The organism is Maribellus maritimus (assembly GCF_022267315.1).
In the GTDB taxonomy this organism is placed as follows: domain Bacteria; phylum Bacteroidota; class Bacteroidia; order Bacteroidales; family Prolixibacteraceae; genus Draconibacterium; species Draconibacterium maritimum.
The window spans coordinates 20,250-34,334 of sequence record NZ_JAIKLE010000010.1 but is presented as its reverse complement, the minus strand read 5'-3'; the positions used below and the strand labels follow the sequence as shown (position 1 = coordinate 34,334).

9 protein-coding genes are annotated in these 14,085 nt (G+C 39.5%); 1 reads left to right on the top strand and 8 read right to left on the bottom strand.

Annotated features, from left to right (window positions below):
* Positions 1-86: 86 nt before the first annotated feature.
* From K5G00_RS10680 to K5G00_RS10645, 8 genes are all read right to left on the bottom strand, one after another.
* Positions 87-2,705: a TonB-dependent receptor gene (locus K5G00_RS10680; RefSeq protein ID WP_238766153.1), complete on the bottom strand. Its 2,619-nt coding sequence runs from the start codon at positions 2,703-2,705 to the stop codon at positions 87-89.
* Between the two features lie 100 nt (positions 2,706-2,805).
* Complete coding sequence (locus tag K5G00_RS10675) at positions 2,806-3,282, bottom strand: hypothetical protein (RefSeq protein ID WP_238766152.1); 477 nt, start codon at positions 3,280-3,282, stop codon at positions 2,806-2,808.
* 41 nt (positions 3,283-3,323) lie between these two features.
* Complete coding sequence (locus K5G00_RS10670) at positions 3,324-4,505, bottom strand: RHS repeat domain-containing protein (protein ID WP_238766151.1); 1,182 nt, start codon at positions 4,503-4,505, stop codon at positions 3,324-3,326.
* A gap of 111 nt (positions 4,506-4,616) precedes the next feature.
* Entirely contained in the window at positions 4,617-5,252 is a 636-nt protein-coding gene (locus K5G00_RS10665; RefSeq protein ID WP_238766150.1) for a DNA-3-methyladenine glycosylase family protein, read from the bottom strand.
* A gap of 234 nt (positions 5,253-5,486) precedes the next feature.
* Positions 5,487-6,569, bottom strand: a complete 1,083-nt coding sequence (locus tag K5G00_RS10660; RefSeq protein ID WP_238766149.1) for a hypothetical protein — start codon at positions 6,567-6,569, stop codon at positions 5,487-5,489.
* 11 nt (positions 6,570-6,580) lie between these two features.
* The gene (locus tag K5G00_RS10655) at positions 6,581-7,405 is read right to left on the bottom strand and encodes a glycerophosphodiester phosphodiesterase (RefSeq protein ID WP_238766148.1); all 825 of its coding nucleotides are present in this window, start codon (positions 7,403-7,405) and stop codon (positions 6,581-6,583) included.
* 91 nt (positions 7,406-7,496) lie between these two features.
* Entirely contained in the window at positions 7,497-8,975 is a 1,479-nt protein-coding gene (locus K5G00_RS10650) for a SusD/RagB family nutrient-binding outer membrane lipoprotein (RefSeq protein ID WP_238766147.1), read from the bottom strand.
* 23 nt (positions 8,976-8,998) lie between these two features.
* The gene (locus K5G00_RS10645) at positions 8,999-12,142 is read right to left on the bottom strand and encodes a SusC/RagA family TonB-linked outer membrane protein (RefSeq protein ID WP_238766146.1); all 3,144 of its coding nucleotides are present in this window, start codon (positions 12,140-12,142) and stop codon (positions 8,999-9,001) included.
* Positions 12,143-12,968: 826 nt separating this feature from the next.
* Between K5G00_RS10645 and K5G00_RS10640 the strand changes: the two genes are divergently transcribed.
* The gene (locus K5G00_RS10640; RefSeq protein ID WP_238766145.1) at positions 12,969-13,895 is read left to right on the top strand and encodes a lytic transglycosylase domain-containing protein; all 927 of its coding nucleotides are present in this window, start codon (positions 12,969-12,971) and stop codon (positions 13,893-13,895) included.
* Positions 13,896-14,085: the final 190 nt, after the last annotated feature.

Below are 14,085 nucleotides of genomic sequence, written 5' to 3'. Positions count from 1 at the left end.
TTGCACTCACAATTTTGTGGTCAATGGAGCCTGTGAAACCCGGTCTTTTTTTGGATTGGAGGCTCCTGATTTCATAAAGCATATATTTATCTGTTCCACCTGTTACGCTGGTAATATAGTTTTTCTTTCATTTTGAATTTCCAGGTTACTTTTGTGCCAATCATCCGCGGAGCACCTGGTATTTGGGTCGGGGCACCAAACAAGCTGCCTGTATTTCCGGCGCTTACAATGTATTCTTCTTCCAAAAGGTTGGTTCCAAAAACGGCGATGGTAATTCCCTGGTCGGGCAATTCAACTCCCCCTCTGAAATTCAGTAATCCGTATTCTGCTTGTTCCAGGCCCGGAGTGTTGGCATCTTCAAAGTATATTTTTGAGCGCCAGGAGTAAGAAGGAACTGCAAATAAAAATAATCCCGGCGCAATTTGGGTGCGCGTGTGCAAGCCAACTGCAAAACTGTGCTCGGGTGTCAGGCGAAACATATTTCCCGCATATTCCTGTTCCTCTCCGTTCACATTCAAACTATCAAACCGGGCGTGAATATAGGCATAGTTTCCAAACATATCGAGGCCTTTTAGAACAGCTATTTTTAACGAAGTTTCTGCACCGTAGGCTGTTGCTTTTCCGGCGTCTTTCACCAGATAGTTAAATTCACCGGAATCGGCTTCAGCTACCCATGCCGAAGTCTGAAAATTCTTGTATTCCTGATGAAAAATTCCGGCGTCAAACCAAACACGTTGTTTTACAGTTGTTTTAAAGCCCAGCTCATAGTTGTCAATCGTTTCGGCATTTAACACCTGCTCCTCGCCAGTGGAGGTAAACTGTAAAACTTTGGGGCGCCGGCCTTTTGAGTAGTTGAAAAAAACGTTGGTATTTTCGTTAAAGGCATATTTTAATCCGCCACGGTAAGTATACGCAAACGACGATTCTTTTATCTCTTTCTGATCACTTTCAGCAAAAAGAAGATTGGGATAATTTCCTGTTAAAAATCCTAACGTCGACGCATCAGCTCCTGTCATTTGTGCCTGGTTTGAAAGTTTAAATTTTTCGGAAATAATCCGGGCCCCGGCAGTTGCACTTATTTTGGGTGTAAAATGATAGGTAAAATCCAGAAATCCTTCAAGTGCGCGGTTGGTTGCATCGCTCATGTTTTCTTCCTCGTGATTTTCTGCTAGAGGTAATCCTCCCAAATCTCCCAGATTGGGATCGGAAGGCAAATTGGAAATCGAAACAGGTTGTCCGGTAGTATCAACAAGTGAACCGGTAGTAAAAAGTAAATGAAACATATCCTGTTCATTAGTAGAAAACCAGTAATCCTGAGATGCTTTTTCCAACCAGAAACTTCCACCCAAACTTCCGTTCAGTCGGTTGTTTTTTGAAAAATTGTACCGCAGTTCCTGGTAGAACTGGCGGGCACTAATGTCTTCACTCATGTCGATGGCAGCGGCGGCCGTTCCATCTCCATCCCAACGCGAAAATGCACCAATTGTATGGTACGAACTGGTTGATGTCCAGAAATTATTTTCGTTATTGAATTGTTTCATCGTAAGTGTTGCATCAAAAATATCCCGCTGCGTGGCGAGATTGTTTCCCTGTTCCAACGATGCTGTGTAATCAAACGGGTTGGTACTGCCTTCTGTATTTGGATAATCCATGCTCATAAAACCAAGGCCGGGAGCATCGTCTTTTTGGTAGTTTAAAACCAAATCAATCTTGTGTCTGAAAGTGGGAAGAAACCGGACAGAGAATCTTCCGGCAGCTGTATTTTTTCCGTTTAGTTTACCTCCCAATGTGTTGTCAATGTATCCATCATAATAATCATAAACTCCGGCGGCCCGCACCATAAGTTTGTTTTTAATAACCGGAATATTTATCGCTCCGTTAATTTCGCGTTGATTGTAGTCTCCGATTCCCGCTGTTATATTTCCGTAAAAATCGCTCGTTGGTTTGTTGGTGATGTAGTGAATTGCTCCGATTTGCGCCCCTCTGCCAAAGAGAGTGTTTTGCGGGCCTTTTAAAACTTCCACCTGTTGCATGTCGAAAAGTTCGAGTGAGGCGCCGCTGGCACGGCTTACCGGAACGTTGTTATAAAAAACCGAAACACGTGGTTGGGCGGCAGGACTTACCTCGTCGCTGGTTAATCCGCGAATGACAAAGCTTGGCCGGTTATTGCCCTGCATTCTTACCTGTAATCCGGGAACAAATTCAGAGAGTTCACTCAGTTCGGTAATATTATTGTCCTCCATAAACTCTGCATCGATGCCACTTACGGTGATGGGAACATCCAGAATTTGTTGGTTGCGTTTTTGCGCCGTTACCGAAATTTCATCTATCCGGATATTGTCTTCATCCAGGGTGAAATTGAGGTAATTATTCCCGCTTTGAAGATGAAAATCGACTGATTTTGTCCGGAAACCGACAAAGGAAACCTGTATTCGCGTAATTCCCTGTTCCAGTCCGTAAAAAAAGTATTCACCGTCTTCATTGGCATGAACATTTTTTTTGGTGCCCAAAACGGTTACATGTGCACCCGGAAGTAAATTGTCATCAGCATCACGTATTTTCCCACGCAAGAATACCGGAGCCACAGGAACTTCAACGCGCTCCGGATTGCGGTATTTCCGTTTTACTTTTCCTCTTTTCTTTTGCTGGGCACCGGCAGGAACCAGTACCGCTAAAATTAAAATAAGCGTCAATATTTGTTTCATGGATCTAATTTTCAATAACTAAAACGAACAGAGATAGAAAATTGATGTACAATCCTCCATTTTTTCTTTTTCGATTTTAACAAGGAAGGGAATTGATGGTTTATTTTTTTGCCGAATAGACAGGAAGTTTCAACCAAATTGAGAATTCATCGATACTATTTTGGGCTTCGTGACGGGTTTTGCAAATTTTGATGGCAAAAGCTGGTTTTTTTGCCTTGTTCACCAGGTAAATCCGATAATCTCGTTTTACTGTGGTATTTGTTATGTTGGCGCGGCTGGCTATGGTATTGACTCTCCGCATCGGAACAAGGGTAAGCCCGATAAACGAATTCATATTTTTCCATTGCCCGGTTTTTACTATCCCAAAAAATTTGTTGTATTGTTTAATTCTGTGATTGACGGTATCAATTTCAACTCCGGAATACGATGTCAAAAGAAAAAGTACAAAAATGGCAATGGAAAGCCCCAGAATAATGTGCCCCATAAAAACGATAAAAATTCCTGTAATAACAAAAAGAGTAGCTGCAAATGCTTTGGGGCCGGATAAAATATGATCAAGTTTGTTGTTGATTATCAATTTTATGGTTTTTCTTCAAAAATAACTCAAAATCATAAAAACTAAAACAAATTGATGTATTTGAAATGGTATTCCTGCTTTTCACCAAAAGAAAAATTCCAAATGATACAATCGGTATTTCCTGTTTTATTGTAGCTGAAAGCAAGTGTAGCGTCAAACTTTTCACCGCTGAAAATTCCGGTTTTTATTGTGCCGTTTTGTGCATGTTCAAAAGTAATTTCACCGCTTAGCCAGTTGTCGAAATTTTTCCAGACAGCTTTTTCCAGTTCACCGGTACTCGAATAGAAATAGTTTTCCTCGCCCTGTGTACCATTGGAATGAATAAAACTCCGCTTTATTAACTTTCTCTTTTTGTTAAAGTTATAATTGAAAGTTGCGGATGAACCATCGTTGTATTTACGAAAAGATTTTTTTAACAGGCCGTTTTTATCATATTCAAAAGTTGTAACGGTTTTTATACCATCAGAGCGGATAAAGGTTTTTTGCGTTAGTTTTCCAGCTTCGTCGTATTTAAAATAGGAGGGACCACCGGTTTTGTTGTTATATGAATAGTTTTCTTCTATCAATCGATTGCGGTTGTTTTCGGTGATAAAAACGTTGGGACTTGTGTAACTAACAGGCAACAATACATATTCCCATTCAAAAGTCTGGCTCCAGTTTTCGATTATCCAATTTTCTGTTTTCAGGTTTCCATTTTTAGTGTAGTAAAAATGAATGTCGCCGAGCTTTTTATTGTCTCTGAAAATTTCGCCCCAAAGTGGATTTTCGTTTTCCCGGGTTTTATAAACGATCTCGCCGTCAAACCAGCCATTGTATTTTTTGCAACGGATTTTTTGGAGAACGCCGTTTGGTTTATATTCAAAAACAGTTTTGCCTGTCACTCCATCGGAACGTGAAAAGTCTTCGGCAGTTTTCCATCCCTTTTTGTTGTATGTATATTTTACACTGGAAGTTACTGAATCGGAAAATTCGCGATACTTTTCTGTCAATTGTCCCAAATGATTGTAGAAATAGTAGTTGTTTGAAAACCTGCTGGAATCGAGTAACTGCCAATATCCTTTTACTATTCGTTGATTTCCGTCATATTCAAAAAACGAAATTCCTTTTTCTCCTGAACTGTTTTGGTAATTCAGGATTACAGGACGCTCTTTTTGTGCTGATATTGTATTGATATGAACGAACAACGATAAAAAAAGAAGCATAAAAGTGTTTTGTGCCGACATGGTATTTTCTTATAAAAATAAAAGAAAGGGAATTATTATGTTTTTTTAGTTGACAAGGAGTGAATTCCATTCTGCCAGGTTAAAGAAAAAATCGGCAAAGTAAGTTTGTAGTTATTCCAAAATCAAATTTCGTTTTTTTATGTAACTATGCCATAAAATATATGTCGCCGCCGAACGATAGGGCGAGAATTTTTCCATGTATTTTATGATGTCTTCTTTTGAACTCTCTGGTGCTACAAGTTCAGTTTCAAAGACCGATTTTACGGTGGCCAAATCACCAGGGGGAAAAATATCGGCAAACAGCAGGCTCATTAAAACATACATATCAATGGTCCAATGACCGATGCCTTTTATGGTAATAAGCCGCGAGCGGATCTCTGGTTCGTCCATTTGATTCAGAGAATCAAGGTCCAGCTTTCCTTCAATAATTTCGGTGGCGAGTATTCTGGCATATTTTGTCTTTTGGCGACTAAAATAACAGGCTCTTAAGTCTTCATCGCTCAGTTGTAAAATATTTTTCGGGGTAACTTCTCCAATTGGGTTTTCGAGTTTAATAAAGGCTGCTTTTGCTGAAGCCAGCGAAACCTGTTGTTCCAAAATGGTAAGAATCAAAGTGGCGAAGTTGGGTTGCCGGTGCCACATTGGAGGATAACCGTATTTTGCGATTACGGGTTTTAATTTGGGTTCAATTTGAATGCATAAGTCGCAGTGTTTATAAAAAGCCTTCAGGTTTTTAATTCGATCCATCTTCCAAAAATAGAAAAGTATTTATAAACAGATTGAGCTATTTTATAACACAGATAGTTTAACCTTTCCAAAAATAAAAGAGGGACGCCTGGCGTCCCTCCGGGAAGGCAATACCGAATTAAATAAATTAGTAATGTTAAAATTGATTGTTTTTCTGCCTTCCTGTATCCAAAACGATGTGAATTATACTTTATTATCTTTTTAACATTTATTTCAATTTTCTTGTACAGGAATTTATTTCGGGGGGAGCGAAATATTAAGATTTTCAGTCCCTTTGATAAAAAGGTTCCCTATTTTGTATTTTTTGCCGGAATCGCGAATGGTTACTATTACTTCTCCGTTTTTGGGAATGGTAAAAGTTTCTTCGTCCGAAATCAAATGAAAAGGAACATCGGAACTGTTTTTCAGAAGATAGACTTTCCCTTTTTCTGATTCTTTTATGAATTCTGCATCAATTGCATTTGTAAAAATAGCCGATAAAAATTCCTCTTTCCCGGCGAGATTATCTCCAAACCAGGCAACTGTTCTTTTGTCAAACATGGCTTCTTTTATCGACTCTTCTGTTCGTTCTCTGGCAAAAACAAGCGTCATTGGGCGGTGGTATTTTTCCAGATTGTACATTCCGGCAGTTATTCCATGAATATCGGAATTGGCCATTGAAGCCAGATTCTTATCCATACACCAATCGAGCGCGATGGGATACCATTCTTTTTCGTTAAATACTTCAATTCCGTGCATCCATCCGTTTTTATACAATTGTGTATGGAGCTCCCACCATTTGCAGGTGTCGGGTTGTTGTGCCTTCCAGCCCGGATGGTTCCAAATGATAAATGCATCCTGATCTGCGGCTGCTTTAAATGCATCCATATAATCAGGAGTATCCAGTTTTGTAACATCATTCAGAAACAGGGCATTAAAATGTCCCGGAGGCATACTTCTGGTAATTTCGCCTGCGTGAATTAAAATAATATTTTTTTGTTCGGCCTGTGGTTTTGCAATTTCAAAAGATGAATTGTCGTCGCCCCCTACATGTTTTTTTGACGGATTATTTTCAATATGGTCGGTAATAGCAATCGCATCGAGTCCTTCCTGCCAGGCTTCATCAACACGGACGGTTGGCCACACAATGCCATCAGAAAATACGGTATGTATATGAAAATCACACTTTAATGTTTTGTAGCCTGGGATATCGGGAATATGAATGGTCTTTCGGGCATTGTCATTCAGGAGTTCGGGCATCTGAATATTATTCACGTTCTGTGCGAAAGCTACAGCGTGAAACATAATGAGTAAAGAAAAAATTAGTTTTGCTTTCATTTTTATTTGATTTACGATAATAATTTATTGAGAAGCAGAAGGTTGTCGGTCATTATTGAGTCAACTCCCATTTCAATCAGGTTTTTCATATCAGTTTCTTCCAACACACCCCATACCGATACAGAAAGACCATGGAGTTTACTTTCCCGGATAAAGGTTTTGCTGGCAGCCTTAAAGTTAATTAAACTTCCGGGGATTTGCTGCTCACGAATTGCCTGAACGGCAAGTCTGGGGTGTTGAATTACAAAATCATCAGAGAACTCGTGAAACATAGTAATCCGATTGTTTTGTTTGCGGATTGTTTTTGTGCATTCAGGTATCTTCCCGGTAATCACAATTTGGTCAATCATATCCATTTGAACCGCCAGTTTTGCCATTTTTTCAACAGCGTTTGCATCTTTTAAGTCGATGTTTACAAAACAATTGTTTTTGGCAATTTTAAACACTTCTTCTAAAGCAGGTATTTTTAATCCTTTAAACTTTGACGATTTCCACGAACCGGCATCAAGTTTTCTAAGCTCGGAAAATGTCAACTCAATGACTTTCCCTCTACCGTTGGTTGTTCGATCAACGGTTTCATCGTGGATAACCATAAGTTCTCCGTCGGAGCTTAAACGCAAATCCATTTCAATGCGGTCAACTCCAGTTTTAATTGCTTCTTCAAATGCAGGAATTGTATTTTCAGGATAAAGCTGGCTGAATCCACGGTGGCTTTCGCGCATAACCCGGTTCAGGGAATTTATATTTTTTTCCTGAGAGCCTGTTTCTACAAACAAAGGAGGGCTCGCAAGCAAGGCAGTCAGGCTTGTATTTTTTATGAATTTTCTTCTTTTCATCAGAATTTTGGTATTTTATAACAAAAGAAAAGTCTGCCGACAAAGAGCCGACAGACCAACTTTGAAGTAGATCTATGAAAAAAGAATGAACTTATTGCAGCCACCAGGGGGTTGCTCTGATTTTATCGTTTCCACTACCAAACTGGTTGGTAATTGCTTCAGTTACATTGTTGCTGTTTTCCTGGTATTCGCTTGTTGGGTACATCCAGCGGGTGGGAGGTGTAAGCCCTTCATTAATCCTGAATTCAGGATAACCGGTACGCAGATGGTCGAAATACATTCTCCAGCCTCCCTGTAAAAAAGAGGGAATGTATTTCTGCATCATTATCAGTCGTAGCTTCTCTTCATTTGAAGTAGCAGATGAAAAGTCAACCAGTGATTCCTGCAGGTAGCTTTCAGCGGCAGTTTCGCTCACGTAATCTGCATAATCGGATGCGTTTGCTCTGTAAAATTCAAAAGATGCTTTAACTGCATTTTCATAATGTTCCTGTGCCGAAGAGGTAATCCATCCGCGGACACTGGCTTCAGCGAGTATTAATTCCATTTCAGAATATCCGATAAATGTATGTGGTTCGGTGGTCGGTTCGGTGGTGTACCTGAGATTTACCTTTGAAACCAGGCCATCGACAGCTTTCAGGTTTACATCGTTGTATGGTGCAATTGGGTCGCCACCTTCATAAGCTGTAAAGTCGTTAATTGCCAAACCGGTTTCTTTGGCTGCACGTGTTTGTCCGCAAAAAATAAACAAACGCGGATCATGCCTGTCTTGCAGCCTTTTTACAAAAGTTGAATCCATATAGCGGGCCGAACCATAACTACTACTGTTATATTCCGTGTAACGACTTCCCAATTCATCAATAAACACCAGTTGCCCGTTGTCTTCATTCGATTCGATAATGGGAGAGTTGTTAAAAATTCCGGCAAAATTATTTTCTACATTCAAATCAGAATCAGATACTTTTTTTGAAAGCGTCATTAAGATTTTCAAGCGGAAGGAGTTGATCAGCTTTCTCCATTGAGCTGTATTTCCTTCATAAATAATATCTCCTTCAATAATACTGTTGTCGTCTGAAAGTAATTCGTCTGCTTCTTTCAGTTCATCTAAGATTCCAGCAAAAATTTCTTTTTGTGTATCATATGCCGGAGTATAAACTTCCTCCGATTCTCCTTTTAAAGCATCGGAATAAGGAACATCGCCAAAAGTCAGTGTGAGCCGGAAAAAATAAAAGGCCCGAAAAAATTTCCCTAAAGCGATATACGCTGTATTTTCAATACGCTCAGCTTCTTCTATCATTTTAGTAACATCTCGAAGCTGGTTATAATCATCGAAACCAGCCCTTGTCCAGTTGTAAAACTGATTTGAGTTTTCTCCGTCAGTTTGAACTATCATTCTCGATGCAAACATGGGATTTACCCCTTCTACCTGGAAAGCATTCCACTCAATGTTGGTAAGCAAAAGCTGAGGATGTGTTTCCGGTACATTATTCGGATTAATGTTCAATTCTTCCAAATCGCTGCAAGAACTAAATATCAAAACAAGAAGAATGGCTGATAAAATATATTTTTTCATTTCTAAAAGTCTTAAATGATTTATTAAAATGTTACGGTTAATCCCAGTCCAAGATATCTTGTCGATGGATCCTGCAAATCATCATCATTCCCATAATCAGGATCGATAATCTGGGCTTTTTTCCACATTAACAGGTTATATCCGTAGGCAGTAGCTTCAACTTTTTTAAACACATTTGAGCCAATCAAATCGGTCAGGTCGTAGTTAAAAGCCACTTTTCTGAGTTTTACATAACTTCTGTCAAACACATTGGCGAATGTTTTGCTTTCTTCTTCAGTAACTTTCGCACGATACGGGTAGTTTTGTGCCCAGGTTTGCCAGCTTACTGCGGTGGTATTTGTTTTATATTCTCGAGTGTCAGAAATTACATTTCCATCGGTATCAGTAGTGAGTTCGCCATTAACAACATTTACCGCATCAGGAACATATATCGCGTGTCCGGCTGCGTATTCTTCATCGCGGTATTTTGTTGAATTTGGATGTTTTCCACCCCACCACATTTTTTCAACAGAAAGAGAACGGATTACGCCTCCAACAACTCCGTCGATGTCAACATCAAGCGAAAGTTTTTTATACTTAAAATGGTTTTGCAATCCAAATCTCCAGTTCGGAGCCAAATGCCCAAACATTTGAGGATAAGGATCTCTTGTCGGTAACCCTGTTTCTTCTGAAACGATTAATTCTCCATCGGCAGTTTTCATCCAGCCGGTGGAATAATAGTTATCAACACGTTCGTTTAACGAATAGTTCCCGTATTTTTCTGCTCCTCCGTAAATTTCGGTCAGTTTTTTTACACTTGTTGTCCAGTTCAGACCAACATCCCATCTAAAGTTATTGTTCCGAACCGGATTTGCGTTTAGCATTACTTCAAAACCATTGGTCGTATATTGGTTACCGTTAACTTTTCTTGAATTAAAACCGCTGGCCTCCGAAGTAGGAAGGTCAATAATCTGGTTTTCGTCAACAATGTTGTAATAGGTGAGATCCAAACTCAACCTGTTTTTGAAAAATACAGAAGAAAGACCCAGCTCAAAGGAAGTTGATTTTTCGGGTTTTATATTCGGGTTTACAATGGTTTCCGGATAGCTTACTTTTGAACTTCCGTTATACATTCCTGCATTGGAGTAGTAAGATGAAGTCTGATATGGAGACAAATCGCTTGAAACCTCAGCCCAGGATCCATATAGTTTCAAGTAGTCAAAAGTCTCAGGTAATTCAATCAGGTTTGAAACAAGTGTACTTAATGAAACAGATGGATAAAAGTATGAATTATTAGACTCAGGCAGCGTTGAAGACCAGTCGTTTCGCGCCGTCAGAGTAAGGAAGAACGAATTTATCAAGTCCATTGTTACCGTTCCGAAAACACTTCTGATTTCTCTTTCCTGATAGTTGGTTGACGCTTTTACATTTCCCAAAGAATTGTTCAAACTGTAAACCCAGGGAACAACAAGTCCGTCGGTAGCATTATATTCCTGTTGGTATTTTCTGTAAAACATTGAAGCTCCGGCGTTAGCACTTAGTCCGAAGTTTTCGGAAAAATCATTGCTATACGAAAGAAGCAGGTCATTATCAACGTTTAACCAGTCGGTGTTCCAGGTTTTGTAATCACCTTCCCTGGGGTCCCCATAATTCAGATATGTTTTTGGGCTTTCTCTGTCTTCAAAAAGATGTTTTAATACCGCAGAAGATCGTCCCTGGATACTCAATTCATCAGTGATATCCCATTTTAATTTGATTTGGCCGTTTACAGTATTTCTGTCGTGTTTTTGATTTAGTTCGTGAGCAGCAAAATAAACATTGTTGTACCAGGCATAGTTGTAGTTGGCCTGGCGGTATCCTTCCTGGCCTGGAACATAAAAATGCTCACGAAGCTCTTGTCCGTCAACATCATCACCCATCCAGATCAAAATGGTATACATGTGGTTTTTGGGGCCGTATCCGTAGCGCGGATAATTGGGCGAGTAGACTTTGTTATAGGAAAGTTTTGCGTCAAGAGTGAGGTTTTCGCTTAAATTATAGGCAGCATTAAATGTTAATCCGCCGGTTTTAAGATTGGAGTTTGGCACTCTTCCTCTTTCTGACTGATAAAAGCCCGAAAGCCGTGTTGAAGCCTTTTTACTTTTTGATGCGATGGAGAAATTGGTGGTTGAAATGATACCGGTTCTCATAAAGTCTTTGAGGTTATTGTGGTATTCCCATGGTATTGGAACTCTGGAATATCGAGATTTGTCGTCGTATTGCGTTCCGGAAACATCACCCCACCAGGGAATGGTTTCACCGGTAACATTATCATAAATCGGGCTGTTCCACTGCGGTATTTCAAGATTATCAGAAAATTTTGGTCCCCAAATCATATCGCCGTCTGAGATACCTCCATCCTGCCCGTCCCAGAATTCATATTGGCCATTTGATCCGTTTCCGTATTCGGTCTGGGTTTCCGGGAAGACTGTATAGCCTGCTGACACCATCGTGGAGTTTGAAACAGTAATTTCAAGCCCTTCGTTTTTTGCATTTTTTGTAGTGATAAGAATAGCACCGTTTCGCCCTCTGGAGCCATAAAGAGAGGAAGCAGTAGGGCCTTTAAGTACAACTATGTTTTCAATATCGGTTGCAGAGATATCAAAAAAATCGGTTTCAACGGGAATTTCATCCACTACAATTAAAGGAGATTTTCCCCGAAGTTCAAACTCCGGATTTTGAAACATACCGGTTTTGGTATTTACTGTAAGTCCGGCAACCTGTCCGCTAAGCATGTTTCCCATGTTGGGTGCATTAACGCTGGTAATGACTTCGGCATCCACTTCCTGTGTCGCGTATCCCAGCGATTTTTTCTCCTGGCTGATTCCAAGTGCCGTAACTACTACCTCATCAATTGCACGAACATTTTCTTCCAGAACGACATTGATTTGGTTTTGACTTTTAACAGCAACCTCTGTTGTGTTGTAACCCATAAACGAGAATATCAATGTGCTGTTTGATGCTGTTGCGATTTGGTAGATTCCGTCCTGATTGGTTACTGAACCATTGGTTGTTCCTTTTTCCATGACTGCCACGCCAGGAAGCGAGACTCCGGATTCGTCGGTTACTTTTCCGCTGATTTGAATATTTTGAGCCATCGAAAACGATGCCCAAATTAAAAATCCAATAATGAATAGAATTTTTTTCATACACGAATAAATTTTGGTTATAATGTGAATTTTCAAGTTTTCTTTTTTTGAGGCATATCAATACCATTTTGACAGATGTATATCTTTCAATCGTTTATTTTTTAGAAGGTTGTTGGGTGTGGGTTTATCCTGATTTAGGAATAGCTGGTTTTAAAGTCGTATCGTTTTTCATTTTTAAACCAATCTATTCCATTTGATACTTCTGATAAAATTACCGGTAATAAATAAAGTCAGCAAAAAGGTTAAACGATTGTCTGACGCCTTATTTATAAGATATCTTTTTCCCATTTTTTTCCATTTCCATTTGGCCGCAAAGGTTAGCCTTAAATGTGAAAGAAATGTTGCTATCCGGTGTAAGTTCTGTTAAAAAATGTTTACAAAGATTTAATAAAAATTAAGGGTGAAAATATTGGATTTAAATAGTGAAGGATTATGGAAGACAAAATTAGACAGCTTCTGTTTTGCCTCCATTCATACGATATTTTTGTGTGCGGGGTGAGCATTGAGGCCAAAATGACATTAACTTCGCTGCTTATTCTTTTTGTATGAAAGCTAACTTTTTTTTGGCTCAAAATACAGGCTGGGCTCAAAAACTGCTATAACGTGAATGTTGCTCGTGTTTTAAGGTTCGGACAGCGATTTAAATTCAAAGCGACAAGCCTTTTCACAACGAAAATAAAGGTGGTTCTGTATGTTGATAATTTATCAGGGTAATGCCTCAAAAAATCTTTTTACAACCAAATGAATTTCCGTTTGTTGGAGTTGTAATGCAACAACGAAAAATGTATTTTAGCGGATTCAAAAATCAATTAAAAAGGAGTTGAAAATGAAATTGTGGTGGAGGATTATTCTGCCGGTAATTCTGGTGGCAGGAGTAGTTTTTGTAATTGTAGTTTTTAGTTCGGCAACCGATAAAGACCCAGAGGAGGTGGTAGTGGTAAAACATACAGAATACCGCTCGCCCTTTATACCCGATTCGGTTGCTTTTGCGGGTGAGTGGCTGCCTCTCAATCGTTTTGATGTTAAGGAAGCACTTGACAGGGAGTTACTTTCCAATGCCTATTTTCACTCGCAAACCATGCGGTACATCAAACTTGCACCGCGTTATTTTTCAATTATAGAACCCATTTTGAAGGAAAAAGGCGTACCTGAAGATTTTAAATATCTGGCAGTTGCAGAAAGCGGTTTAAATCCCCGTGCGGTATCACCGGCTGGTGCTGTAGGTTTTTGGCAGTTTCTAAAAGGAACTGCCCAGGAGTATGGTTTGCTAGTAAACAGTGAGGTTGACGAACGTTATCATGTAGAAAAAGCAACTTATGCAGCCTGCGATTATTTGTTAAAGGCCTACCAAAAGTACCAAAGCTGGACCATGGTGGCCGCGGCCTATAATGCTGGACCAACAGGAATGGCACGACAGATTTTACGCCAGAAAAATGAATCGTACTTCGATTTGCTGTTGGTGGAAGAAACCGGGAGATATGTGTTCCGGATTGCTGCTTTAAAACTCATTATGGAAAATCCTGAGTTATATAATTTTTATATTTCGGAAGACGAAAAATACCCGGTGATAACTACCCGCAGTGTCGAAATCAATGGCACAGTGGAAGATTTTGCCGATTTTGCCAAAGAGCAGGGAATCAATTATAAATTGCTTAAGGATTTTAATCCCTGGCTTCGCCAGACTTATTTAAAAAATCCGGGTGCAAAAAAATATGTGATCGAAATTCCGGTGCTGGAAAAAGTTGAAAGTTAGGATAATTGTTTCGATGTGCATTACAAAAGAACGTTTGATTAACTAATTTATAAAAAATGAATATTCGCAACTGCACCAACAAAATTAGTTTCTGATGTGAGATGAAGCAGAAAATGCATGTTTGAGTTGTGTTGTGGAATTTTTAAATTTTTGATTTAACGGAGTTGAATTTGCACATACATGAGGAACA